21 protein-coding genes are annotated in these 24,335 nt (G+C 51.9%); 11 read left to right on the top strand and 10 right to left on the bottom strand.

The features are described from left to right. Nucleotides 1-388 precede the first annotated feature (388 nt). The 3 genes from BN3003_RS12810 (at nucleotide 389) to BN3003_RS12800 (ending at nucleotide 5,036) form a co-directional block, all read left to right on the top strand. Nucleotides 389-1,705: an ESPR-type extended signal peptide-containing protein gene (locus BN3003_RS12810; protein WP_058357064.1), complete on the top strand. Its 1,317-nt coding sequence runs from the start codon at nucleotides 389-391 to the stop codon at nucleotides 1,703-1,705. Nucleotides 1,706-1,719: 14 nt separating this feature from the next. Further along, a complete protein-coding gene (locus BN3003_RS12805) occupies nucleotides 1,720-4,554 on the top strand; it encodes a YadA-like family protein (RefSeq protein WP_058357063.1) in 2,835 nt (944 codons plus the stop codon). A 62-nt stretch (nucleotides 4,555-4,616) separates the two neighbouring features. Further along, entirely contained in the window at nucleotides 4,617-5,036 is a 420-nt protein-coding gene (locus BN3003_RS12800) for an outer membrane protein assembly factor BamE (RefSeq protein ID WP_058357062.1), read from the top strand. Between the two features lie 87 nt (nucleotides 5,037-5,123). Here BN3003_RS12800 and BN3003_RS12795 read toward each other — a convergent pair whose 3' ends face one another. The 3 genes from BN3003_RS12795 to BN3003_RS12785 form a co-directional block, all read right to left on the bottom strand. Then, nucleotides 5,124-5,309: a hypothetical protein gene (locus BN3003_RS12795; RefSeq protein ID WP_058357061.1), complete on the bottom strand. Its 186-nt coding sequence runs from the start codon at nucleotides 5,307-5,309 to the stop codon at nucleotides 5,124-5,126. Nucleotides 5,310-5,619: 310 nt separating this feature from the next. Continuing rightward, the gene (locus BN3003_RS12790; RefSeq protein WP_058357060.1) at nucleotides 5,620-5,832 is read right to left on the bottom strand and encodes a hypothetical protein; all 213 of its coding nucleotides are present in this window, start codon (nucleotides 5,830-5,832) and stop codon (nucleotides 5,620-5,622) included. 209 nt (nucleotides 5,833-6,041) lie between these two features. After that, nucleotides 6,042-6,239 (bottom strand): hypothetical protein, encoded by a 198-nt coding sequence (locus BN3003_RS12785; RefSeq protein WP_147645438.1) that lies wholly within the window; start codon nucleotides 6,237-6,239, stop codon nucleotides 6,042-6,044. Between the two features lie 611 nt (nucleotides 6,240-6,850). Between BN3003_RS12785 and BN3003_RS18885 the strand changes: the two genes are divergently transcribed. After that, nucleotides 6,851-6,994, top strand: coding sequence for a hypothetical protein (locus BN3003_RS18885; protein ID WP_159061449.1), 144 nt, complete (start codon nucleotides 6,851-6,853; stop codon nucleotides 6,992-6,994). A gap of 96 nt (nucleotides 6,995-7,090) precedes the next feature. On the opposite strand, the gene prfH is transcribed toward BN3003_RS18885, so the two are convergent. The 4 genes from prfH to hutI all read right to left on the bottom strand — a co-directional run bounded on the left by prfH (nucleotide 7,091) and on the right by hutI (nucleotide 11,472). Further along, nucleotides 7,091-7,687, bottom strand: a complete 597-nt coding sequence (gene prfH, locus BN3003_RS12775; protein WP_058357057.1) for a peptide chain release factor H — start codon at nucleotides 7,685-7,687, stop codon at nucleotides 7,091-7,093. Further along, the gene (locus tag BN3003_RS12770) at nucleotides 7,678-8,850 is read right to left on the bottom strand and encodes an RNA ligase RtcB family protein (RefSeq protein WP_058357056.1); all 1,173 of its coding nucleotides are present in this window, start codon (nucleotides 8,848-8,850) and stop codon (nucleotides 7,678-7,680) included. Before BN3003_RS12770 ends, prfH begins: the two co-directional genes overlap by 10 nt. 380 nt (nucleotides 8,851-9,230) lie before the next feature. Further along, nucleotides 9,231-10,181: a formimidoylglutamase gene (gene hutG / locus BN3003_RS12765; RefSeq protein WP_058357055.1), complete on the bottom strand. Its 951-nt coding sequence runs from the start codon at nucleotides 10,179-10,181 to the stop codon at nucleotides 9,231-9,233. Nucleotides 10,182-10,251: 70 nt separating this feature from the next. Then, entirely contained in the window at nucleotides 10,252-11,472 is a 1,221-nt protein-coding gene (gene hutI / locus BN3003_RS12760) for an imidazolonepropionase (RefSeq protein WP_058357054.1), read from the bottom strand. Nucleotides 11,473-11,639: 167 nt separating this feature from the next. Here hutI and hutU point away from each other — a divergent pair, with 167 nt between their 5' ends. From hutU to hutC, 3 genes are all read left to right on the top strand, one after another. After that, nucleotides 11,640-13,328, top strand: a complete 1,689-nt coding sequence (gene hutU / locus BN3003_RS12755; RefSeq protein ID WP_058357053.1) for a urocanate hydratase — start codon at nucleotides 11,640-11,642, stop codon at nucleotides 13,326-13,328. Between the two features lie 132 nt (nucleotides 13,329-13,460). Further along, nucleotides 13,461-14,996, top strand: coding sequence for a histidine ammonia-lyase (gene hutH, locus BN3003_RS12750; RefSeq protein WP_058357052.1), 1,536 nt, complete (start codon nucleotides 13,461-13,463; stop codon nucleotides 14,994-14,996). 82 nt (nucleotides 14,997-15,078) lie between these two features. Further along, the gene (gene hutC / locus BN3003_RS12745) at nucleotides 15,079-15,819 is read left to right on the top strand and encodes a histidine utilization repressor (RefSeq protein ID WP_058357051.1); all 741 of its coding nucleotides are present in this window, start codon (nucleotides 15,079-15,081) and stop codon (nucleotides 15,817-15,819) included. Nucleotides 15,820-15,999: 180 nt separating this feature from the next. On the opposite strand, the gene BN3003_RS12740 is transcribed toward hutC, so the two are convergent. Then, a complete protein-coding gene (locus BN3003_RS12740) occupies nucleotides 16,000-17,088 on the bottom strand; it encodes a hypothetical protein (RefSeq protein ID WP_058357050.1) in 1,089 nt (362 codons plus the stop codon). A 247-nt stretch (nucleotides 17,089-17,335) separates the two neighbouring features. Here BN3003_RS12740 and BN3003_RS12735 point away from each other — a divergent pair, with 247 nt between their 5' ends. Further along, complete coding sequence (locus BN3003_RS12735; protein ID WP_058357049.1) at nucleotides 17,336-18,736, top strand: RtcB family protein; 1,401 nt, start codon at nucleotides 17,336-17,338, stop codon at nucleotides 18,734-18,736. A 375-nt stretch (nucleotides 18,737-19,111) separates the two neighbouring features. Here BN3003_RS12735 and BN3003_RS12730 read toward each other — a convergent pair whose 3' ends face one another. Further along, nucleotides 19,112-20,353: an aspartate kinase gene (locus BN3003_RS12730; RefSeq protein ID WP_058357048.1), complete on the bottom strand. Its 1,242-nt coding sequence runs from the start codon at nucleotides 20,351-20,353 to the stop codon at nucleotides 19,112-19,114. Nucleotides 20,354-20,436: 83 nt separating this feature from the next. Then, on the bottom strand, nucleotides 20,437-21,174 hold the full coding sequence (gene rph, locus BN3003_RS12725) for a ribonuclease PH (RefSeq protein WP_058357047.1): 738 nt from the start codon (nucleotides 21,172-21,174) through the stop codon (nucleotides 20,437-20,439). 185 nt (nucleotides 21,175-21,359) lie between these two features. Here rph and BN3003_RS12720 point away from each other — a divergent pair, with 185 nt between their 5' ends. The 3 genes from BN3003_RS12720 to BN3003_RS12710 all read left to right on the top strand — a co-directional run bounded on the left by BN3003_RS12720 (nucleotide 21,360) and on the right by BN3003_RS12710 (nucleotide 24,335). Then, on the top strand, nucleotides 21,360-22,214 hold the full coding sequence (locus BN3003_RS12720) for a YicC/YloC family endoribonuclease (protein WP_058358046.1): 855 nt from the start codon (nucleotides 21,360-21,362) through the stop codon (nucleotides 22,212-22,214). A gap of 97 nt (nucleotides 22,215-22,311) precedes the next feature. Continuing rightward, nucleotides 22,312-23,295 carry a 3-oxoacyl-[acyl-carrier-protein] synthase III C-terminal domain-containing protein gene (locus BN3003_RS12715; protein WP_058357046.1) on the top strand — a complete coding sequence of 328 codons (984 nt, stop codon included), beginning with the start codon at nucleotides 22,312-22,314 and terminating at the stop codon, nucleotides 23,293-23,295. Then, entirely contained in the window at nucleotides 23,292-24,335 is a 1,044-nt protein-coding gene (locus BN3003_RS12710) for an NAD-dependent epimerase/dehydratase family protein (RefSeq protein ID WP_058357045.1), read from the top strand. Before BN3003_RS12715 ends, BN3003_RS12710 begins: the two co-directional genes overlap by 4 nt.

The raw sequence follows: 24,335 nt of genomic DNA, 5'->3' as shown, positions 1-24,335 counted from the left end.
ATAAATTGTAATTTTATGTCAGAAAAAAATTATGATTGAATAAAAATGTCCGAAATGTTGGTTTTTTGCAGCATTTACTTTTTAATTTGAATAATGCAACAAAATATTGTGCAAAATGAAAATAGAGTATGAGCTAAGAATATTTTTATTTTTTAAAGTATTGATTTAAATCAAGATATTTGCAATAAATTATTCTTATTGGGTTTACGGGTCTAATTAATTTAAATATATTAATGTCATAATATGTAATTTGTGTAATGTTATTAATTGAAAATATTGAGATTTTTGTTTTACATTGGAAATTTACGTAAATATAATGTTTACATATTAATTACAGGCATCGAATCCAAATATCACTTTTGGTATCGCACACACAAGAGAAATCATAATGAATAAAATATACAAATTGGTATGGAATACAAGCATTAACGCATGGGCAGTGGTTTCGGAGGTAACAGCATCAAAAACCAAAGCGAAGAAAAGCGCTTTGGCCACAGCAATCGCCGTTGTCGGCTTAATGGCTGCCAGCCAAAACGCCATGGCTTATGAAGCCGGCGGCGGCAGTACCTATACCAACTGTACCGCCAACAGTACCGGTTCAGGTACGAAAATGGATTCAGGCATCGCCATCGGTTCAGATCCTACTGCAACCACGCCTACCACCAATGGCGCTTGTGCCCCGACGCAACAATCGATTGCCATCGGTAACAATGCCTCAACCGCTAAAAATGCGTCTAGCACGGGTAATCACGGTCAATCCATAGCCATTGGTAATCAAGCATGGGCTTCAGGTGACCAATCCATAGCTTTTGGCGCCAATGTGCGTACTTCTGGTAACTCTGGTGTGGCGATTGGTGGTGATGACATCGATAAAGCCATTGCCTCTGACGGTACCAAATACACCGCATTGACTGGCGACGTGCTCAAAGCTGGCGCTTACACTCCAACCACCGCTTCAGGTGCAGCATCTACCGCTTTGGGCATGCAAAATGTGGCCAGTGAGGCTTTTGCAGTCGCTATTGGTACCCGTTCTGAAGCATCTGGCATTGCCTCTATCGCCATGGGTACGCGTGCCTTGGCCACAGATCAAGGTGCGATGGCCATTGGTGCGGTGTCTACCGCATCCGCATCAGGTGCCACTGCCATTGGTATGAATACCGATGCGCAAGGTGTGAATTCTACTGCCATTGGTTCAGGCAATACCGCTGGTGGTGGTGCACAAGCCACCGGTGACAATGCAACTGCGATTGGCAGCGGCTCTTCAGCCAGCGCTGATGCCACTGCCATCGGTACAGGCGCCAAAGCCACTTTGGCTGGCGGCGTGGCCATCGGTACAGACTCTGTTTCTGCCATAGACAAAGGTGTGGCCGGTTACGACCCGATTACCGGTTTGGCCAGTACCGCCACTGATGCCACTTGGAATTCTAGCCGCGCTGCCGTATCTGTCGGTGATGTCGCCAATGGCGTGACCCGTCAAATCACTGGTGTGGCCGCGGGTACGGAAAACAGTGATGCTGTGAACGTGGCGCAATTGAAAACCATCAAGACTTATGCAGACAACATTGCCAATTCTACTGCCGATGCTTTGGGCGGTGGTGCTGCATTAGACTCTACCACTGGCAGCATTACCGCGCCTGCTTACACCTTGGGCACAAGCACTTATGACATGTTGGCGATGCCTTACAGGCCGCTCGCAGTGCGGTAAAAGCGGGTGCCAATATGGATGTGGTTGAAACAGTCGGAGCCAATGGTGAAGCGGTGTATACCGTAGCGACCAAAAAAGACGTGAATTTTGATACCGTAACTGTTGGCAATGTGAAGCTAGACCAAGCCACAGACACCATGGTAGGTTTGAGCAACAAAGACTTGTCTGCTGCTGACTTTGCCCAAGCAGGCCGCGCTGCAACTGAAGAGCAAGTACAAGTGGTGCAAAACAATGTTTTAAATACCATCGGTGGTACACCAGTTGTGAATGCTGACGGCAGCATCAGCTATGCTGATATTGGTGGCACAGGTGAAACCAACGTCAACGATGCGATTAAAAACGTCAACACCACTGCCAAAGCGGCCAAAACAGAAGTTTTGGAAGGCGACAATATTGACGTCAGCGAAACCAAAGGTGCTGATGGTCAAAGCATCTACACCGTAGCGACCAAAAAAGACGTGAATTTTGATACCGTGACTGTCGGCAATGTGAAGCTTGATCAAGCCACCAACACCATGACCGGTTTGAGCAACAAAGACTTGTCAGCTGCTGACTTTGCCCAAGCAGGCCGTGCAGCCACAGAAGAACAAGTGCAAGTGGTGCAAAACAATGTCTTAAACACCATCGGTGGCACACCTGTGATCAATGCCGACGGCAGCATCAGCTATGCTGACATCGGTGGCACGGGTGAAACCAACGTCAACGATGCGATTAAAAACGTCAACACCACTGCCAAAGCGGCCAAAACAGAAGTTTTGGAAGGCGACAATATTGACGTCAGCGAAACCAAAGGTGCAGACGGTCAAAGTATTTACACCGTAGCGACCAAAAAGGACGTGAACTTTGATACCGTGACTGTTGGCAATGTGAAATTGGATCAAGCCACCAACACCATGACCGGTTTGAGCAACAAAGACTTGTCTGCTGCTGACTTTGCCCAAGCAGGCCGCGCTGCGACTGAAGAACAAGTGCAAGTGGTACAAAACAATGTCTTGAACACCATTGGTGGTACACCTGTGATCAATGCCGACGGCAGCATCAGCTATGCAGATATTGGTGGTACAGGCGAAACCAATGTTAACGACGCAATCAAAAAGGTCAACACTGCGTCTAAAGCAGCCAAAACCGAAGTGGTAGAAGGCGATAATATCGAAGTGGCCGAAACCACTGGTGCAGATGGCCAAAGCATCTACACCGTAGCGACCAAAAAAGATGTGAATTTTGACACTGTGACTGTTGGCAATGTGAAGCTTGATCAAGCCACAGACACCATGACCGGTTTGAGCAACAAAGACTTGTCTGCTGCTGACTTTGCCCAAGCAGGCCGTGCTGCGACTGAAGAGCAAGTGCAAGTGGTACAAGACAATGTGCAAAACATCATTGGTGGCAATACCGTCATCAATCCTGATGGCAGCATTACTAACGCCAATATTGGCGATACAGGTGAAAGCAATGTTAACGATGCGATCAAAAAGGTCAACACTGCTTCTAAAGCGGCCAAAACCGAAGTGATAGAAGGCGATAATATTGAAGTCATCGAAAGCATCGGTGCCGATGGTCAAAGCATTTACACTGTGGCCACGGCGCGCAATGTGAATTTTGATTCGGTGATGGTGGGCAATGTGTTGATGAGTGGCAGCAGCAATACCATTACTGGCTTGAGCAATACCGATTTATCCGCCAGCGACTTTGCCCAAGCAGGCCGTGCGGCGACCGAAGAGCAGTTACAGGCCGTTAAAGACCAATTGCAAGGTGAGCAACAAGCAGCCAATGATTCTGCGGTGAAATACGACAAAAATGCCGATGGCAGTGTCAACAAAGACAGCGTGACGTTTGAAGGCACCCCAGCCACATCTAATCAAGATGCGACCACAGGCAAAATCACCACCACCGGTGGCACCAGCTTGAATAATGTGGCCAGCGCCGGCGATTACAAAGACGTGGCCAATGCCAATAAAGGCGTGAACGCCGGTGATTTGAACAATGCCATGTTGGATGCGAGTAAAAACACCGCCGACATCATCGGTGGCAATACCACGGTTAACCCTGATGGCAGCATCAGCAATAATGACATCGGTGGTACAGGCCAATCAACGATAGACGATGCCATCCGCAATGTGAACCAAGCAGCGCAAGCGGCCAAAACCGAAGTAGTGCAAGGCGATAACATCGTGGTGAACAAATCTACCGGTGCAGATGGCCAAAGCATTTACACCGTGTCTACCGCCAAAGATGTGAAATTTGATTCTGTGACCGCAGACAAAGTGCAAGTGGGCAATGTCAGCATCACATCTAAAGGCATCGATGCCGGCAATACCCAAATCACCGGTGTGGCTGCAGGTGCGGTGAATTCAAGTTCGACCGATGCTGTGAATGGTTCGCAATTGAATGCCAGCAACCAACAAATCGCCAATGCCTTGGGTGGCGGTGCCAAAATGGAAAACAATGTCATGACCGCACCTAGCTACACCATCGGTCACGGTGACAATGCCCAAACCTATGACAATGTCGGCGGCGCCTTGGATGCCTTGAACAAGCAAGACCAAGCCTTGGGCAACAGCATCACCAATTTGAACCAAGGTTTGCGCGATGTGAACCAACGCATAGACGATGTTGAGAAAAAGGCCAATGCCGGTATCGCTGCCGCCATGGCAATGGAAACCGCACCGTTTATCGCTGGTAAATACACTTATGCCGTGGGCGCCGCTTACCACGGTGGTGAAAACGCCGTCGGTGCGACCTTGCGCAAAACCTCTGACAACGGCCGTTGGTCAATCACCGGTGGTGTGGCCGCAGGTTCACAAGGTGCCGCCAGTGTGCGCGTAGGCTTCAGTGGCATCATCAACTAATCATCTAGCAGACATCGGGCAGGTGTAAACCTGTCCGAGCATCGCAATTAACAGAGAGTAACATGACTCAATTATTGAAATACGTGTTGGCAGGAGTGACATCTTGCTTGGTGGTATCGGCTTTTGCCATGCCCAAACAAAGCAATGAAGAACGCAAAGTGGATTTCCCCGAGTTCGACCAAAGTTATTTGAAACAAGTCAAACGCTATGAAGCAGGCGATGTGGTGCGTTTGGAAAAAAATCTGAACAAAGACCAAGTGCGCCATTTGCTCGGCAATCCGCATTTTGACGAAGGCGTGTTTGGCGCCAAAGTGTGGAATTATGTGTTGGACATCCGCAAACCGCAAAGCCAAGATTACCAACGCTGTGATTTGCAAGTGCAATTCGACAAACATGGTTTTGTTGAAAACTTGGATTGGAAACAAGCTGAGTGCGCAGTAATGCAAAAACAATGGCTCAGCAGCAGCAATAGCGGCCTGTAAACCCAGTTGGCTCGCATTTAAAAAGCGAAAGGCGTAAACCTTAAGGTTTGCGCCTTTATTTTTTTACCAGAGAAACCAAGGTAAGTCTTACTCGAGGGTGCTTTCTAAGTAGTAACGATCAACGCTGGCGGCGATGCGACGGCTGGCCAGCTCACGTTGTTTATCGGTTGGTTTGGGATGAGGTAAACCACGAAAGAGTGAGCGTATGTGCGCGTCGGTAGCATCTTTAATGCGTATGCTCTCGGCTCTTGCGCAATCACGTTTGTATGCCATGTTACCTCCTCATTTTATGCAAAATGAAACTTTAAGACTGTGGGCAACGGATAAAGTTGCCAATGTCCAAGTTAAAAGAAGACAGTGCTACGATTTACTGCTTTGAAAACATTACCAGAACTGCTCTAGAATAGTGGCTTAAATTGCTGCCGCGCACAAGTCCCAAACGCGTGTTTTTCCGAGAAACCACTAAATAGTGTGTTAAATGTCACAAAATCATCAAGTAATGGTGGAGTTTTGTGCGATAAAAATCAACATCATGGTGTTGGCATGGATAAACAGTCATAAATATCCGCTTACAGGCCGCTTTTTAGCTTAAATTTTGGTACAGATAAAAGCCCAACCACAACAACAACACCGTAATAGCGACATTGCTGGCGATGACCAAGGCCCAACCCAAGGGGCTGCGTTTGACCGGCACCGCGCGCGCTTGGCCGCGTTTCATCAGCATAAACGGCGTGGTCAAAATCGACACCGCACTGATGAGGACGATAAGGGTAATGGCAATTTCGCGGTCGGTCATGGTGGTGCATGTGGGTAAGAAGATATGGTCAGCTTAACCCAAATTCCACATTTGGCCTAGGATGCCGATGCTGATTTGGCAGCGGCATGGCAAGTGGCACACAAAAACTCACACTCGTTGGTGTGCTTGACCCCATGAATGAACAATGACTTGCCATTGGCGTGATGGCTAGGGTAAAGATGGTATTCGCCCAGACTGATGTCTGCACCTCAGCGCTGGCAAGCTTCGGGGATTAAGTCGTTACACCACCGCTGTCGCTGTGCATAACAGCGTGGACACACATATTCATAACTCAAGCGCAAGCGGCCATCGTAATTCGCTTCCACCCAAAAATCCACCGCAGTCAGACATTTACGCGCTACCAATGCAGCCAAACAGTGTTCACAACAAATGGGTTCGGTGTGCATGTGTGAGTCTGTCAAAATCATAATGCGCTAATGTAACATGTCAGCATGATTTGGATGCATCACCATCAAGGTTCTTGTTGCGGTGTATTGATGCCATTGAAAGGCATACAATCGGCCTGTAAACGAGTATCAGCGCCGTATCAATGCCAGCTGTAGTGATTGCATGGCAGAACGGGTGGTGTTGCAGTATTGAAGATTGCTGTGCGGGGTCTGTTTCATTGCCATGAAATGCAAGGCAATGTTTGCGATGGATTTTTTCTAGGAAATGATTAAGTAATAGGTTAGCGTAAACCCTAAGCAGCCAGCAATAATGGGCTAGAAAAGAGGCAAAATTGAAAATTGTTTTTCATCACCCGTGTGAGTTTTGCTTGGACATCTTGGCCTTGGAAGACAGAGAGGCTACTGCGGCCGTGCAAGTTACGCTTAAAACATCGTCGTTTGAAACTGAATCTGCGCATCGCTTAAAATTCTACATGGAGTGCGCTCAGCTGCGTTTGTTTCAGCAGGATATACAAGCTTTGCCACTCGCAAGTCGGGTGCAAGCACAATTGTAAAACCTTGATGGGACTTTCAAGCTACAGTTGAGCCGCACACAGGCACAGGAATATCAGATGTGCATCAGTTGGGCAGAACCGCAATGGGGTTTTCGCCAGCAATATTGGGAGTTTAAACACGTCTACATCATGGATGAGGATGCCTTATATGCGGTGATGCAGGCTTTTGCAGAAGTCCCTTATTGGTTTGCATCAATATAGATGCGGCCTGTAAATCGTTGTGAACAAGGTCGATTAAGTACAGATTTTGAACAGACAGATGAAAAAACAGACAGACCTCGGTCTGTCTGTGTGTGTTTAAGGCAGTTTAAACACGCGCACGGGATTGCCGCGCTCCAGTTGCCAATGTTGCTGGTGGCGTTGTTGCTGCTGGTCTGCTTGTGCCGACTCGGCCAAGGATTGCAGTTTCAAGGCGATGAGTTGGCGTGCAAGCTTTTTGTTGGCGTGTTGGCTGCGCTCGCTCATCACTTTCACACTGATGCCAGTGGCAACGTGGGTGGCGTGCACGGCCGAGTCGGTGGTGTTGACGTGTTGGCCACCACTGCCTGAGGCGCGACAGGCTTGAAACACGATGCTGTCGTCGTTGGGCAAGGTCGCGGCTGGGGCAACAGCGGCAACGCCGACAAACCAATTTTTGCGCTTGTGGCTGGGGCGAATTTTGCTTTGAAACACCCACTGTATGCTGCCGCACCAACTGTCTGCCCACGCTTGCACGCCATCGCCATCGGCCTGTAACAATACCGACAAATAGCCGTGTTGGCTGGGCAGCGCTTCCAATAGCTGCACCTCTATCTTGGCTGTTTGCGCATCTTTGAGCAGCCGTTGCAGCGTGTATTTCACCGCCAATTCGCATTCCGCTGGCCCTTGCGCGGCGCTGATTTGGATTAGCAACATGCGCTGTCTCCTTTTTTGTAGGTGAGCATCGGTTTGTAGCGGGCGATGAGGCGGCACAAACCGGCTTCGACCAAAGTCATTACCACCGCATCGACGTTTTTGTACGCAGCTGGTGCTTCTTCAAACAGCAAGCCTTTGTCACCGCAAACGACGGTGCTGCCAAAACGCGTTTGGTGCAAGTCTTGCGCCGTGTACTTGCCAGACAAGCGCCCATAACAGTCTTGGCGCGCCCATTTGCGCCCGGCGCCGTGCGCCAAGGAGTACAGATACTCGCTGCTGTCGGTGGGCGCGAGCAAATACGAATAATCGCCGCGCGAGCCAGGCACCATCACCCAGCCTTGGTCGGAAGGCGTGGCACCTTTGCGGTGCAAATAGCCATCGCAACCGTTGATGCGCGCTGGCAACACATGGTTGTGGTGGATGTCGAGCAAGCACCGCGCTGGGGTTTTCCACGCCGCCAATATGCGCTTGGCAATCCAATCGCGGTTGAGTTTGGCATAGGCCAATGCGGTATTGTGCTGAGCCAAATAGGCGCTGGCGGCAGTAGAAGCGGCCTGTAAACCGTGGTGGCCGTATTGTTCGACGTGTTCGCGCAAGATGGCGCCGCCCAAACCGCGTGAGCCACTGTGCACCAGCAAATACACGCGACTGGGGTCGGGTGCGGTGTCACTGTCGTAAACGGTATCGGTTTGCAACAATTCGGCAAAATGGTTGCCACCGCCTATGGTGCCCACGCTGGCTGTCATGCTGTGCGCGTCCAGAGGTAAAGAGGCATAGTCATGTCTGAGCGCATGTTGCGCCAATAATTGTTGCACAGCGTCAGCAGCGGCCTGTAAATCATCGCCGCTTAAACTGCCATCGATATTGCCCAATTGTTTGGCCAATTTGCGCCCAGACACTTTGTGGCGCAGCAAATCGGTTTGCCACAAAGCCATACCGCAACCGATGTCGCCGCCGACCAAAGCGGGGTAAAAATGCTCAGTGGAAAAAAATGCCGCACCTATCGGATAGCCGCGACCTGCGTGCAAATCGGGCAAGCCAACGGCGGCGCGGATGTGCGCCAATTGGGCAGTGGTGTGCAATTGTTGGATGGCATTGTCTTCTAGCCATACCTTGTGATTTGCCAAGATGTTGACCTTGGCGCTTGGGATAAGATTGCCCATGTTTCACTTTCTGAAAAGACAAAAAAACACGCAATCGCGTGTGGTTCAGAAAGCAGCTCAGGCTTTAAACAGACGCACGATTGCAAAGGTGAGGGTGCATGGTGAGGTGTCGCATGGTGGTCTCCTTTACAAGTGGGTGAACTGAAATAATGAGCCGCCAGCTTAAGTGAGTTTGTCGTGTTTTGGCAACGATTAAGCCATTATTGGTATTGATGTGTTGGTTTATGGCAACGAAATCGGTTGAATGTTGCAATAAATATACAGGTGATAATGATGAAACAGGAATGACACGGAATGATTGAAATCAATATAAGCGGCCTGTAAAGGCTTACAGGCCGCTTATGTGCTCATATTCAAATTCTAATGCCAGCAAGCTGGTTTTAATACCACGATTGCCACATATGCCACAGCATGCGTGCGGCCACGCGTGCGCCTTGGCCGTTGATGTCTAAAGGGGGGCTGAATTCGGCCACATCGGCGCCGACCAGTTTTTCACTGCGCAAAATCGGGCCGGTGAGGTGCATCAGCAAATCCAAGGGGATGCCCATCGCCGCTGGTGCCGATACCGCCGGCATTTGGTGGCCGGGCAACACATCCAAATCCACGGTCAAATACACCACATCGGCGCGTGCCATCGCTTTGGCAATGGTGGTGTTCACGTATTGCACATTGCCCCAGTTCACTTCGGTGTCCCACACGATGTTGACATCGAATTCTTGGGCGTCTTCCAGCAATTGTGCGGTATTGGCGGCGCGGCTGACGCCGATGCAAGTGTAGTCAAACACGCGGTGTTGCGCTGCGGCCAAGGCGGCCAATTGGGCAAACGGCGTGCCCGAAGTTGGCGTAGGGTGGCGGCGCAAATCCAAATGTGGGTCGAAGTTGATGATGGCGATGTGTTGCTGCGGATAGGCTTGAAACAAACCACTGCCGTGCGCAAACGCGGTTTCATGACCACCGCCCAAGACCAAGGTTTTGCCGCGTGCGGCGTGGATGTCGACCACTGCTTGGGCAAACTCGGCTTGGCCGGCTTCCAAATCATCGCCCATATAGCTTATATCGCCCAAGTCGACCAAAGGATAGGCGCTGGTGTGGCTGGCCATATTGGCCAAGGCTTTGCGCAACACGGGCGGCCCAGCAGCCGCACCGATGCGACCCAAATTGCGCGCCACGCCTGCGTCTGAGGCAAAGCCCAATAAGGCGATTTTGTTGCGGCTGAGTTCGGGTTGCCATGTGTTGGCGACATCGAGGGTTTGGAACACGCGTTTGGCCTTGTCGCTTTCGCGACTGTCATCGCGACCCGTCCAAAGCTCAGGTTTGCTGGCTTGCCACATGGCATTTCTCCCTATGGTTAATGATCAATGGTTCATTATTATGATTAAAGTGTTGCTGCAAGCTTCGCCATCAAGCAGGTGCCGCGCCAAGCTGGCTTTGGCCATGAATCACGCGCTGTTTTAAGTATGGACGGCCCAATTCGTACAAAATATCGACGGGATGATCGCAATCCCACACATTGAAATGCGCCGGTTTGCCAATTTTGAGCAGGCCAAAATCATGTTCACGCCTGAGCGCGCGCGCCGCATGGATGGTCACGCCTTGCCAAGCTTCCAATGGGGTCAAACCAAATTGCACGCAGGCCATATTCATGGCCAAGCGCAGCGAGGCAAACGGGCTGGTGCCGGGATTGAAATCAGATGCCACCGCCATGGGCACGCCGTGTTGGCGCAGCAAGTCTATCGGCGGCTTTTTGCTTTCGCGCAGAAAGTAAAAAGCCCCGGGCAGTAAATTCGCCACCGTGCCGTGTTTGGCCATGGCGATAACGCCGGCCTCATCCAAATACTCAATGTGATCGGCCGACCAACCTTGGTAACGCGCCACCAAAGCGCTGCCGCCCATGAGGCTCAATTGTTCGGTATGGCCTTTGATGGGGATGCCCAGCTTGGCCGCGGCCTGAAACAAGCGCTCGCTTTGCGCCAAGGTAAAGCCAACGTTTTCGCAAAACACATCCACACATTCAAACAGACCTTCTTGCCATAAGGTCGGCATGATGTCGTTGATGACCACTTGCAAATAGTCATCGGCGCGGTCTTTGTATTCGGGCGGGATGGCATGGGCAGACAGTAAGGTGCGGCTGACGTCGATGTGGTGGCGTTGCCCCAATTCTGTGGCAATTTGCAGACACTTGCGCTCGTCTTCTAGATTCAAACCATAACCCGATTTGATTTCAATTAAACCCACGCCCTCGTTCAGGTAGTTTTGTAAGCGTTTGACGCTCAAATCATACAAATCGCTGGCGCTGCTGGCACGGGTGGCGCGCACGGTGGCATTGATGCCGCCGCCTTCGGCACTGATATGTTGGTAAGACACACCATTTTGGCGCCGCTCCCATTCGCCAGCGCGGCTGCCGCCAAACACCAAATGAGTGTGGCTGTCGATTAAACTTGGCGTGATCAGGCTTTGGTGCACATCGATGACTGTATCGGCACTCAAGCGGCCTGTAGCTTGGATGGCTGTAATGTGACCGTTTTCCACCAACACATCGTGTTGTGGCAATAAGCCATAAGCACCATCGATGTGCGCGTCCATGGTGACTAAGGTGGCATTGCGCCATAAGGTTGTGGGCATGGCTACTCCTTAAGTGTTGTGGTGATTATGCAGATAAGCATTTGAAAAAGCTTGTTGCGAGGCAGCATAAAAAGTTCTTGCATGCAGAATATAATATTTGTACTATGTTGTCTATACAAGTTAGATCATCTTGAATTGAAACCAACAACTCTGCAAAGGATGCAACCATGACGACTGCCACCCAAAACCTCGACCGCTTCCGCGATGTGGAAATTCGTGCCCCGCGTGGCACCCAATTGACCGCCAAATCATGGTTGACCGAAGCGCCACTGCGCATGTTGATGAACAATCTCGACCCTGATGTGGCTGAGAATCCGAAAGAATTGGTGGTGTATGGCGGCATCGGTCGCGCGGCGCGCAATTGGGAATGTTTCGATAAGATCGTCGCGACTTTAAAAGAATTGAATGAAGACGAAACCTTGTTGGTGCAGTCTGGTAAACCGGTGGGCGTGTTCAAAACCCACAAAGACGCGCCGCGGGTGTTGATAGCCAATTCCAATTTGGTGCCGCACTGGGCCACTTGGGAGCACTTTAATGAATTGGATGCCAAAGGTTTGGCCATGTACGGCCAAATGACCGCCGGCAGCTGGATATACATCGGTTCGCAAGGCATTGTCCAAGGCACGTATGAGACGTTTGTTGAAGCGGGTCGCCAACATTATGGCGGTGATTTGACCGGCAAATGGATATTGACCGCCGGTTTGGGCGGCATGGGCGGGGCACAGCCGTTGGCGGCTTCATTGGCCGGCGCCAGCTCTTTGAACATCGAATGCCAACAGGCGAGCATTGATTTTCGTTTGCGCACGCGCTATGTCGATGAACAAGCGACCGATTTGGACGATGCTTTGGCGCGTTTGGCGCGTTACACCAAAGAAGGTAAGGCGATTTCGATTGCCTTGTGTGCCAATGCTGCCGATGTGTTGCCTGAATTGGTGCGTCGCGGTGTGCGCCCAGACATGGTGACCGACCAAACCAGTGCGCATGACCCGTTGAATGGCTATTTGCCGCAAGGCATGACGTGGGAGCAATACCGCGAACAGGCCAAAACCAATCCTGAAGCGACGGTACAGGCCGCTAAACAAGCGATGGCGGTGCATGTGCAAGCGATGTTGGATTTCCAAAAAATGGGTGTGCCGACGTTTGACTATGGCAATAATATTCGCCAAATGGCACAAGACATGGGCGTGAGCAATGCGTTTGATTTCCCGGGTTTCGTGCCAGCTTACATCCGTCCATTGTTCTGCCGCGGCGTGGGCCCGTTCCGCTGGGTGGCTTTGTCGGGCGATGCTGAAGACATTTACAAAACCGATGCCAAAGTCAAAGAATTGATTCCTGACGATGCCCATTTGCACCGTTGGCTGGACATGGCGCGCGAACGCATCGCCTTCCAAGGTTTGCCAGCGCGCATTTGCTGGGTAGGTTTGGGCTGGCGTGCCAAATTGGGCTTGGCGTTTAATGAGATGGTGCGCTCAGGCGAAGTGTCTGCGCCAATCGTCATTGGTCGCGACCACTTGGATTCGGGCTCGGTAGCCAGCCCGAATCGCGAAACCGAAGCCATGCAAGACGGCTCGGATGCGGTATCGGATTGGCCACTACTCAATGCCTTGCTCAATACTGCTGGCGGTGCCACTTGGGTGTCTTTGCACCACGGCGGTGGCGTGGGCATGGGTTATTCGCAACACTCGGGCGTGGTGATTGTGTGTGATGGTACCGATGAAGCAGCAGCGCGCATTGCCCGTGTATTGACCAATGACCCAGCCACAGGCGTGATGCGCCATGCCGATGCCGGTTACCAAATCGCCATCGATTGTGCGCATGAACAAGGCTTGAATTTGCCGATGATTACCGGTAAATAATGCTTATGGTTTACAGGCCGCATCTTTAACAATGCGGCCTGTAAACCCAAACATGCAGCGATAACTACAAGTCACATTACAACGATAAACAACGATAAATACAATTCCCCCCATTTCTACAAAGGTGTTCCCATGAATGCATTGACCATCAACCCAGGCAAAATGAATTTGGCCGATTTACGCGCGGTATTACAGGACGCTTGTCATGTGAGTTTGAGCGACGATGCCGCTGCCAACATCGCCAAAAGTGTGGCCTGCGTCAATACCATCGTCGCCGAAGACCGCACCACTTACGGCATCAATACCGGCTTTGGCTTGCTCGCGTCTACCCACATTGAGCAACAAGATTTGGAAAAACTGCAACGCTCCATCGTGTTAAGCCACGCCGCTGGTGTGGGCGCGCCTTTGGACGATGCGCTGGTGCGTTTAATCATGGTATTGAAAATCAACAGTTTGGCACGCGGTTTTTCTGGCATACGCCAAATTGTCATCGACCATTTGATTGCCATGGTCAATGCGGGTGTGTATCCACACATACCGCTCAAAGGCTCGGTTGGCGCTTCTGGTGATTTGGCGCCGTTGGCGCACATGTCTTTGCTGCTGTTGGGAGAAGGCAAGGCGCGTTACCAAGGGCAATGGCTGTCGGCGGCAGACGCCTTAAAGCAAGCTGGCATTCCGGCCATCGAATTGGCGCCGAAAGAAGGCTTGGCCTTGCTCAATGGCACCCAAGTGTCGACGGCGTTTGCCTTAAAAGGCTTGTTTGAAGCGGAAGATTTGTATGCCGCCGCCAGTGTCACCGGCAGTTTGACCGTAGAAGCGGCTTTGGGCTCGCGCACACCGTTTGATGCGCGCATCCATGCGGTGCGTGGTCAGCCGGGGCAAATTGATGCAGCGATGGTTTACCGCCATTTATTGGGCCACGACAGCGAAGTGGGCTTGTCGCACGAGCATTGTGGCAAGGTGCAAGACCCGTATTGTCTGCGCTGCCAGCCGCAAGTGATGGGAGCGGCCTTAACCCAATTGCGCCATGCGGCCATCACCTTGGAAATCGAAGCCAATGCCGTGTCCGACAATCCGTTGGTGTTTGCCGATGAGGGCGATGTGCTCTCTGGTGGCAATTTCCATGCCGAGCCAGTGGCGATGGCCGCCGACAACATCGCCTTAGCGATTGCCGAAATCGGTTCCATGTCTGAACGCCGCATTTCAATGATGATGGACAAACACATGTCGCAATTGCCACCGTTCTTGGTGAAAAATGGTGGGGTCAATTCCGGCTTTATGATTGCGCAAGTGACGGCTGCAGCTTTGTGCAGCGAAAACAAGGCTTTGGCCTTCCCGAATTCGGTCGACAGCATTCCGACCTCGGCCAACCAAGAAGACCATGTGTCTATGGCGCCGCGTGCCGGTGCGCGCTTGTGGGAAATGAGCGAAAACGTGCGCCACATTTTGGCAATAGAATGGTTGGGCGCGTGCCAGGGTTTGGATTTGCGCGAGGGTTTGAAAACCACGGTGTTGCTGGAAGAAGCGCGTCAGGCTTTGCGCGCCAAGGTCGCGTTTTACGAAGAAGACCGCTTTTTTGCGCCCGATATCGAGCAAGCCGCGACCTTATTGCAACAACGAATATTGAATCACTTGTTGCCACAACACATTTTTGTGAGCATGGCTTAAGCATCGAGTGGGTATTTGTCAGGCATCTTGCGGCGCAAGATGCCTGTCTTTCTCCATAATCAGCTACAATGGGGCATTTACCATGTCACAGCCGCGACCGACCATGAGTCTGAACATACCCCAGCCCTTATACGAGCAAGTCAAACAACACATATTGCAGCAAATCGACAGTGGTGTTTGGCAAGTGAATCAGCGCCTGCCTTCCGAACACGAGTTGGTGGCGCAATTTGGTTTTTCGCGCATGACCATCAACCGCGCCTTGCGTGAACTGACCGATGAAGGGCGCTTGGTGCGTTTGCAAGGGGTGGGCACGTTTGTGGCACAGCCCAAAAGCCAATCGGCCTTGTTTGAGGTGCACAGCATTGCCGATGAAATCCGTGCCCGTGGCCATGTGCACAGCTGCCACATTTTGACATTGGAACGGGTGGCCGCCGATGCTGAAGTGGCTTTGGCCTTGAATGTGGTGCCGGGCGCGCAAGTGTTTCACAGCCAAATGGTGCACGATGAGGACGGGCGCGCGGTGCAATTTGAAGACCGTTGGGTTAACCCACAATTGGCGGCGCAATATTTGGAACAAGACTACCAGCGCACCACTGCACATGATTATTTGAGCGCAATGGCGCCCATTTCCGAAGGTGAACACATTGTCGAAGCGCTGTTGCCGCCCAAACACATCGCCGACGCGCTGTACATGCCCAAAGGCGAGCCGTGTTTGGTCATCCAACGCCGCACGTGGAGTCAAGGGGCGGTGGTGACGTTTGTGCGCTTGTGGTTTCCCAGCAGTCGCTACCGTTTAAGCGGTCGCTTTGCCCCGCAAGCTTAACAGACTATCTCCAAGCTATTTATGTGTTTACAGGTCGCTGATGCGGCCTGTAAACATTGCAACATACGTATTTTATCTTATTCAATGACAGTCACTTGTTTCATACCGACAGCGATGGCATGCAAAACCCAACCCGCAGCTTGGGTTGACATCCACTGTGCTGGTTTAAAAATCTTAGGTTTAAAAAATCGCTTCCAAGCGCACAAACGTGCCGATTTCATGGTCGCGGTCTTCGTCGCGGTTGTTTTTGTAATTGACATCGGCTTGCACAAAAAACCAATCGCGCAAAAACGGTTGGCGCCACGACACAAACGGCCCATAGCTGTTGAAATGGCTTTTCTTGCTGGAGCCGCTGGCGCTGATGCCATAAGACATGCGGTTGCCTTTGAAAAATTGGTGCTCGCGTAGCACGGTGTTGCCCCAGCTGATGCCGGCGTCTTGGTCGTCATCGGCGTAAGTCAAATCCACTTGGTTGGCAATAAACGGCTGGCCATCGCGCTGGTGTTTGATTTCAAAATTGCTGCGCACATAGTGTTTGCTGTCTATGCCATAGCGGTAAATTTGCTCGGCGCGCGTGGTCACATGTTCGGCAATGCGCCAGTCTTTGCTGGCTTTGGCGCGCACATACACATCGTCGCCGCTGCGCACACCCAAGTCCAAATCAGTATCGACGCCGATGTTTTTCATCCCTTTAGACCAACGCAAGGCCAAAGATTGATTGCTTTCACGCGTGTTGCGGGCATCGTAGCGTTTGTCTGAGTTGACGGCGCTGTGGTTGTCTTGCAACTGGCTAGATGTGGCCAATTGGTCGTCCAAACTGTCGTCACCAAACACCACGCTGAAGCGGCGCTCCAAGGTCGGCAATTTGATGCGGCCGCGTATGCGAGGTTTGACATGGTAGCCTTCGTGCTCGCTCCATGTTTGGTCTAACATCAGCCGCACATTGGCGCTGGCAGGGCGGTCGGGGTCGGGTTCACCAAACCAATCGTCTATGCCATGTGCCCAAGTGTCTATGCGGCGGCGCCATTTACCGTGGTGTTGGTCTAGCTTGGTGGCGTCTTCGGTTTCGGTTTGCGGCGGCACGGTAGCGCGGTCGCTTTGCGCGGGCAATAATTGTGGCACACGCTCGCCCCAATCTTCGACCGTGGTTTCAATAAGCTCGCCTAAGGCATTGCGCTCTGGCGCCGCTTGAGCAGTGGTTTCGGCCCAAAGCAGGGGACTGTGGGCGCTGAGCAGCAATAAGCCGCAGCTGAGAGGGATTTTTAACATGCAAACTTCTTTAGGATGTGTGTAGGATTGTTTCGACAGGCAGCATAACAGCCGTGCCCGTATTTTCAAGCTTTACAGGCCGCTGGTATTGATGTGGCTTAACAAATCACAAAAAACGGTTTACTTTTAGAGTGTGGCCTCTTATCATGCACGCCATTCTTCCTGACTCTGCTGCTGCAGGAAAAACAAGTCTCTGGCTGTGAATACAGCTGGAGGCAATGTATTTGTTTTTCTGAAAGTAGCTCATATGTCTTCTTTTTTGCGTTTACAAAAACGCCTGTCCCGTTTGGGAATACACACCACTTATGATCATGCGGTTTACCGTTTCCATCGCGCCAGCGATGGTGCGCACGCGCAATTGCTGTTGCCTGAGGCTTTGCCCTTAGAAGAAAAAGCCGTGTTGCAATTGCTGGATTTTGCCGCTGTACACCTGCCTGAGCACCCAGGCAAAGTGCTCAGTGCTCGCGCCACGCCTGATTTTCATCCTGGCAGCATCGCACCTGTCGGCAGTATTGTTGCTACCAGTGCCGACATGGTCATCCCTGCGGCCATAGGCACCGACATCAATTGCGGCATGCGCTTAATCGCCACCGGCTTGCAAATGAAACAGTTATTGCCGCATGTGGCCAGTTTAAAGCAAGTGTTGAAAGCCTTGTTATTGGAGGATCAGCGCGATTTGCCGGTGACACCGCAAGCGATGTGGGCGCTGTTTGATCAGGGCTTGGATGCATGGTTGGCGGCTTTGCCAGCAGCGGGTCTGTGGCAACATGCCGACAGAGCGCGCATGCAGGCAGAGCTGGCGCACATCCTCGATGCCGATAAGATACAGGCCGACAGTCGCTATGCGCCTGAAGCGTTTTTTGAACAGCGTGCCATCTTGCGTCCTGCCAGTTTGGGCACGGTTGGTTCGGGCAACCATTTTGTCGAAATCCAAGTGGTAGACGAAATTTTGCAACGCCACTGGGCGTATGCTTCCGGCCTGAAACTGGGCGAGGTGGTCATTATGGTGCATACCGGTTCGCGCGATGTCGGTTTTTATGTCGGTCAGCGTTGGCAAGACAAGGCCAAGGCAGCATGGCCTGCGACCGAAAAATACCCCACTTCAGGTTTGTTTGCCTTGGCCGGCAGCAGCGCCGCCGAGTATTTGTTGGCGATGGGCGGCGCGGCGCGCTATGCGTGGGCCAACCGCATCTCCATCACCGAATTGGTGCGTGCCGGTTTGCGGCAAGTCTTGGGCAGCGACCACAGCCGCGTGGTGGTGGATGTGTCGCACAATGTCGTCTTGCAAGAGCAAGGCATGAACATTCACCGCAAAGGTGCGACGCCGGCGCATGCAGGCAAGCTGGCCTTAATCCCCGGCTCTATGGGCGACTACTCGTTTGTGGTGGCAGGTTTGGGCCATCCCGATTGGCTGTGGTCATGTTCACACGGGGCGGGGCGTTCGGTGCGGCGCCAAGCGATGCGCCAGCACAACGCGTCTGAGCATAACGGTTTGCCGTTTGAATGTATCACCTTAAAGCCTGAGCGTTTGCGCGAGGAAGCGCCGCAAGCCTATAAAGCGGTAAAGCCCGTCATCGCGGCGCAGCAAGCGGCGGGCTTGCTCGAACCCGTGGCCAGACTCAAGCCGTGGTTTACGTTTAAGGCGTGAGTGGATGTCTCTGAGAATGCTGCTGTGTGGGCTGGTTTGATGGCGCTGTAGTCATAAGGTGAATCCAATTTGGGTTTAAGCTGTGTGGTGCTGGTTTTGCGTATGTTTATGGCGTTTACAGGCCGCATGTGCAGTAATGGGATAAGCGTCTTGTTGAATGGCTTTTCGTTGCAATGGATTTGTGAAGTTCATCGGATTATGGGTTAGCTTGGAGACACAAACTGTTGCTCACGACTGCATGCTTATGGACAAACATACGCTGCGCACACCACATTCAAACAGCAATGTGTGATTGGATGCAATACAATTATGTGTGGCATGAGAAAGCGGCCTGTAAACAGTTACAGGCCGCTTTATTAATGTGTGTTGCCGTGTTTAAGCTTGTGCCACTTTGCTTGGGTCGTCTAAGCCGAACACGCTGTGCAAGACGCGGGTTGCCAATTCCAAGTATTTCTCGTCGATCAACACCGATACTTTGATTTCTGAAGTTGAAATCATTTGAATGTTGATGCCTTCTTCGGCCAAGGTACGGAACATGGTAGACGCCACGCCCACGTGTGAGCGCATGCCCACGCCTACGATAGACACTTTGCACACAGTGTTGTCGCCATCAACGATTTGCGCGCCGATGTTTTTTTGCACTTCATGCAAGATGTTCAAGGTGCGTTGGTAGTCGCCGCGTGGTACGGTGAATGAGAAGTCGGTCGTGCCTTCGTTGCCCACGTTTTGGATGATCATGTCCACTTCGATGTTGGCATCGGCCACTGCACCCAAGATTTGGTAAGCAATGCCTGGCTTGTCAGGTACGCCGCGTACATTGATACGTGCTTGGTTTTTATCGAAGGCGATGCCTACCACTGCTGCTTTTTCCATGTCTTCGTCCTCTTCAAAGGTAATCAGGGTGCCTTCGCCACCTTCTTGTAAACTGCTCAATACGCGCAAGCGCACTTTGTATTTGCCGGCAAACTCAACCGAACGGATTTGCAAAACTTTAGAACCCAAGCTCGCCAATTCCAACATTTCTTCAAATGAAATGGTTTTCAAGCGGCGTGCTTCAGGCACCACGCGTGGGTCGGTGGTGTAAACGCCGTCCACATCGGTGTAAATTTGGCATTCGTCGGCTTTCAATGCCGCCGCCATCGCCACGGCAGAAGTGTCTGAACCGCCACGCCCCAAAGTGGTGATGTCGCGATTGCTGTCCACACCTTGGAAGCCAGCCACGATGATGACTTTGCCTTCTTTGATGTCGGCATGAATGTGATCGGCGTCTATGTCTTCGATGCGTGCTTTGGTGTGCGAAGAGTCGGTGGTGACCGCCACTTGCCAACCGGTATAGCTCTTGGCATCCAAGCCGATGTTTTTCAAGGCCATGGCCAATAAGCCTATGGTCACTTGTTCACCCGTTGCTAAAATCACATCCATCTCGCGCGGATCTGGATACTCTTGCATCGCCTCAGCCAAAGCCACCAAACGGTTGGTTTCGCCACTCATTGCAGACACGACCACCACCACATCGTGGCCAGCTGCTTTGAATTTGGCAATGCGGTTGGCCACGTTTTTAATGCGTTCTGGCGAACCCACTGAAGTGCCACCGTATTTTTGTACGATTAATGCCATGTTTCTTTGCTTCCGTTTAAGTTAAGTCAAGCGCATCAAGTTTGTGCCCCATCATCGGTAATGATGGTATTGCTGAAGAATATTCAGGCAGCTTGTGACTGCAGGGCATGTTGTTGATGATCCAATAATTCTTTGATGCCGTGTTCGGCCAATTTCAATAAGGTATTCAATTCGTCTATGCTGAAGGTCGCGCCTTCGGCCGTGCCTTGCACTTCGACGATTTTGCCACTGGCTGTCATCACCACATTGACATCCGAATCGCAGCCGGAATCTTCGGGATAATCCAAATCCAATAAGGCCACACCATTCACCACGCCTACCGATACGGCGGCCACTTGCTCAGTAATGGGATTTTCAGCAATCAAGCCTTGTTTGATTAAACCATTGATTGCCAATTGCAAAGCCACAAACGCGCCGGTGATGCTGGCGGTGCGGGTGCCACCGTCGGCAGTAATCACATCGCAATCGATCAAGATTTGGCGCTCGCCCAATTTGCTGCGGTCTACCACCGCGCGCAAAGAGCGGCCGATTAAGCGTTGGATTTCTTGGGTGCGACCCGATTGTTTGCCCGCCGCGGCTTCACGGCGCATGCGTGAACCGGTGGAACGCGGTAACATGCCGTATTCGGCCGTGACCCAACCCAAACCTTGGCCGCGCAAAAAGCCCGGTACATTTTCCTCAACCGAAGCGGTACAAATCACGCGCGTGTTGCCACACTCAATCAATACCGAGCCTTCGGCATGCGGCAGGTAATTGGGGGTAATGGTAATCGGACGGATTTGATTTGGCTGGCGGTGTTGGCGGATAATGGGCTCGTTCATGTAAGCTAGGCACACAGGTGTTTCAAAACGTCGATTATAGCCTAGATAAACCGCATTGAGGCGGGGCTGCATGAGATTTTTTTGCACTGCAACTTAATTAACGCATTTATTAACTTTTGCTGTGGCCGTTATGGTGATGGCATGTTGTATTTCCCGCTTAGAAAGTACCCATTATGATCAACAGCATGACTGGTTTTGCCAGTGCCCAACAAGACTTTGGCCGTGAGCGCATCAATTTGGAATTGCGCGCCGTCAACCACCGTTATTTGGACTTGCAATTTAAGATGGCAGACGATTTGCGCGTGCTCGAAGGCAAAATGCGTGAAAGCATCGCCGCGGCGGTGGCGCGTGGTAAATTGGAATGCCGCGTTTACATCCAAGCCATCGCTGAACAAAGCGGTTTGCATTTGAATCGCGAATTGGTCGATGAATTGGCGGCCATTAACAGCGATTTGACCACCGAATACCCGCATTTGCAGGCTTTGAGTGTGGCCGATATTTTGCGTTTCCCTGGCGTGGTGGCGCAATCGGAAACCGATGCCGAGGGTTTACAGGCCGCTGTCTTGGGCATGTTAAGCAGCGCCTTGCAAGACTTCAATGCCTCACGCAAACGCGAAGGCGAGAAATTGGCGCAGCATTTGTTGGAGCGTTTGGCGCAAATGCGCGTCATCGTTGACGAGTTACAGGCCGTGTTCCCAAACTTGGTGCAAGCGCATTTGGACAAGTCTGAGCAGCGTTTGCGCGAGGCTTTGGACACCATCGAAGACGACCGCATCAAACAAGAATTTGCCATATTCATGCAAAAAGCCGATGTCGACGAAGAAATGTCGCGCTTAAAAGGCCACATTACCGAAGTGGAACGCATCGTCAGCGAGGGCAAAGGCGCAGTGGGCAAACGCTTGGATTTTTTGATGCAAGAATTGAACCGCGAAGCCAATACCTTGGGCAGCAAAGCCATTGCCATCGAGTGTTCCAACGCCTCAATGCAGCTGAAAGTGCTGATTGAGCAAATGCGCGAGCAAGTACAGAATATCGAGTAAACAAGTAGCAAAATATGCCGCTGTTTTGTGGTGAATAACGGGATTTGCTGTATGCTGTGGCATCATCAAATCCCGTCGTACTTGCGGACGCGCTGCCATGAAACTGCCCATTTCCATCATTGCCACCGGCAAAGCCTTGCCCTCTCAACGGGTGTTATCGACCGATTTGGATGCCCAATTGGGCTTAAAAGCCGGCAGTGTTGAAAAAAAATCCGGCCTGTTGTGGCGCCATTTCGCCGACAACACAACCAGCCAATCGCAATTGGCCGCCGCTGCCTTACACGATGCCTGCGCCCACCACGACATTGCCTTGGACAGCATCGATTTGCTCATCTGCGCCAGCGCCATTCCTGAACAAGCATTGCCGTATACCGCCAGTGCCATCATTGCCGCCAGTGGTCTTAAAGCGGGCTTGCCTGCGTTTGACATCAATGCCAGTTGCGTCAGCTTCGTCACTGCCTTGTTTCAAGCTACGGCTTTATTACAAACCGGCCTGTACCGCCGCATTGCCATTGTTTCAGCGGAAATCGCCTCGCGCGGTCTAAATTGGCAAGACCACGAGTCTTCGTTGATTTTTGGTGACGGTGCGGCCGCTGTTATCGTCGAACAAGGCGATGGCCGCGCCGCTTGCATTGCCTACCGTTTGGAAACCCACCCACAAGGGCGCGATTTGTGTGAAATCCGCGCCGGCGGCACTCACCGCAATCCGCGCATGGGTTTGGACACCAGCGACCATTATTTCCGCATGCAAGGCAAACCTGTATTCAAACTGGCGTCGCAATTGATGCCATCGTTTATGCAGTGTTTGTTTGCCGAACTGGACTTTAAACCGCAAAACATCGATGTGGTGGTGCCGCATCAGGCCAGCCATTTGGCCATGCAACACATCAAATCGCGCTTGGGCCTCAGCAGTGAGCAAGTCATCGACATTTACGCCACCCACGGCAACCAAGTGGCGGCGTCGATACCGACCGCCTTGCATGAGGCGTTTCGCACTGGCCGCGCGCGCAAAGGCCAAACCATGATGCTCATCGGTACGGCCGCCGGCTTTAGCATTGCGGGCATGGTGTTAACGCTATGAACAAAGTCTTGCTCACCGGCGCCAGCCACGGCTTGGGTCGCAGCGCTTTGCAGGTGTTGATGGAGCGCAACCTATCTATCACCGCAGTCGCACGCAATGTGCGCGATTTGGGCGAAGAACAAGCCCATCAGATGGCGCGCGCGGCCTTGCAATCAGATCAAGCCATCGCTCTAGTCGCCTTACAGGCCGCTGATTTAAGCTTAATTAACCAAGTAGATGCGCTGAGCTTGCTGCAAGGACATGACACGGTGTGGCATTGCGCCGCCAAATCGTCGCCGTGGGGACGCTACGACGATTTTTACGCCGCTAATGTTCATGCCACCGAGCAATTGGCGCAGGCGGCCGGCAAAACCGGGGTGCAGACCTTTGTACACATCTCCACGCCGTCGCTGTATTTTGATTTTCAATCGCGCCATCACATTCCTGAAAGCTTTGTGCCGCCGCGCTTTGCCAATTTTTATGCCCAAACCAAGTGGTTGGCCGAGCAAAAAATCTTACAGGCCGCTGCCGATTATCCTGCAACGCAATACATCATGTTGCGACCGCGGGCGATATTCGGCGAACACGACCGCGTGTTGATGCCGCGTTTGCTGCAATTGTGGCGCAGCGGTGGCGGCGTGTTCAAGCTGCCGCGTGGCGGCGAGGTGTTGATGGACATGACTTACGCCGGCAATGTGGTGCAGGCGATGCACTTGGCCAGCGTGAGTCCGCACATTGCCTCGGGCAGCGTGTTCAACATTACCAATCAAGAGCCATGGCAGCTCAAAGCCGTATTGGAACAGCTGTTTGCGGCTATGGGCAAACCAATGGCGGTGAAGTCGGTGCCGTATGGCTTGGCCAAACGGGTAGCTGCCTTGGCACAAACATGGGCCAACATCAGCGGCAAAGAGCCACAATTCACGCCGTATTCCATAGGTGCATTGGCGTTTGACATGACGTTGGACAATACCCAAGCACAACAAATACTGGCTTACAGGCCGCTTGTTGACATGCAACAAGCCATTATAAACACTGCGGAACGCTTCAAAACACTGGAATAA

The sequence above is a fragment of the Vitreoscilla massiliensis genome (assembly GCF_001457815.1).
Taxonomy (GTDB): domain Bacteria; phylum Pseudomonadota; class Gammaproteobacteria; order Burkholderiales; family Neisseriaceae; genus Vitreoscilla; species Vitreoscilla massiliensis.
This window is presented reverse-complemented; position numbering and strand designations above follow the sequence as displayed.

What these genes read in the sequence shown, in the direction of transcription:
- BN3003_RS18885 (WP_159061449.1), top strand. Translation starts at nt 6,851, where the DNA reads ATGTGCATCAGTTGGGCAGAACCGCAATGGGGTTTTCGCCAGCAATAT.
- BN3003_RS12810 (WP_058357064.1), top strand. Translation starts at nt 389, where the DNA reads ATGAATAAAATATACAAATTGGTATGGAATACAAGCATTAACGCATGG.
- BN3003_RS12790 (WP_058357060.1), bottom strand. Translation starts at nt 5,832, where the DNA reads ATGACCGACCGCGAAATTGCCATTACCCTTATCGTCCTCATCAGTGCG.
- hutU (WP_058357053.1), top strand. Translation starts at nt 11,640, where the DNA reads ATGACGACTGCCACCCAAAACCTCGACCGCTTCCGCGATGTGGAAATT.
- BN3003_RS12800 (WP_058357062.1), top strand. Translation starts at nt 4,617, where the DNA reads ATGACTCAATTATTGAAATACGTGTTGGCAGGAGTGACATCTTGCTTG.
- rph (WP_058357047.1), bottom strand. Translation starts at nt 21,174, where the DNA reads ATGAACGAGCCCATTATCCGCCAACACCGCCAGCCAAATCAAATCCGT.
- BN3003_RS12710 (WP_058357045.1), top strand. Translation starts at nt 23,292, where the DNA reads ATGAACAAAGTCTTGCTCACCGGCGCCAGCCACGGCTTGGGTCGCAGC.
- prfH (WP_058357057.1), bottom strand. Translation starts at nt 7,687, where the DNA reads ATGTTGCTAATCCAAATCAGCGCCGCGCAAGGGCCAGCGGAATGCGAA.
- hutH (WP_058357052.1), top strand. Translation starts at nt 13,461, where the DNA reads ATGAATGCATTGACCATCAACCCAGGCAAAATGAATTTGGCCGATTTA.
- BN3003_RS12735 (WP_058357049.1), top strand. Translation starts at nt 17,336, where the DNA reads ATGTCTTCTTTTTTGCGTTTACAAAAACGCCTGTCCCGTTTGGGAATA.
- BN3003_RS12805 (WP_058357063.1), top strand. Translation starts at nt 1,720, where the DNA reads ATGGATGTGGTTGAAACAGTCGGAGCCAATGGTGAAGCGGTGTATACC.
- hutI (WP_058357054.1), bottom strand. Translation starts at nt 11,472, where the DNA reads ATGCCCACAACCTTATGGCGCAATGCCACCTTAGTCACCATGGACGCG.
- BN3003_RS12770 (WP_058357056.1), bottom strand. Translation starts at nt 8,850, where the DNA reads ATGGGCAATCTTATCCCAAGCGCCAAGGTCAACATCTTGGCAAATCAC.
- BN3003_RS12720 (WP_058358046.1), top strand. Translation starts at nt 21,360, where the DNA reads ATGACTGGTTTTGCCAGTGCCCAACAAGACTTTGGCCGTGAGCGCATC.
- hutG (WP_058357055.1), bottom strand. Translation starts at nt 10,181, where the DNA reads ATGTGGCAAGCCAGCAAACCTGAGCTTTGGACGGGTCGCGATGACAGT.
- hutC (WP_058357051.1), top strand. Translation starts at nt 15,079, where the DNA reads ATGTCACAGCCGCGACCGACCATGAGTCTGAACATACCCCAGCCCTTA.
- BN3003_RS12740 (WP_058357050.1), bottom strand. Translation starts at nt 17,088, where the DNA reads ATGTTAAAAATCCCTCTCAGCTGCGGCTTATTGCTGCTCAGCGCCCAC.
- BN3003_RS12730 (WP_058357048.1), bottom strand. Translation starts at nt 20,353, where the DNA reads ATGGCATTAATCGTACAAAAATACGGTGGCACTTCAGTGGGTTCGCCA.
- BN3003_RS12795 (WP_058357061.1), bottom strand. Translation starts at nt 5,309, where the DNA reads ATGGCATACAAACGTGATTGCGCAAGAGCCGAGAGCATACGCATTAAA.
- BN3003_RS12785 (WP_147645438.1), bottom strand. Translation starts at nt 6,239, where the DNA reads ATGCACACCGAACCCATTTGTTGTGAACACTGTTTGGCTGCATTGGTA.
- BN3003_RS12715 (WP_058357046.1), top strand. Translation starts at nt 22,312, where the DNA reads ATGAAACTGCCCATTTCCATCATTGCCACCGGCAAAGCCTTGCCCTCT.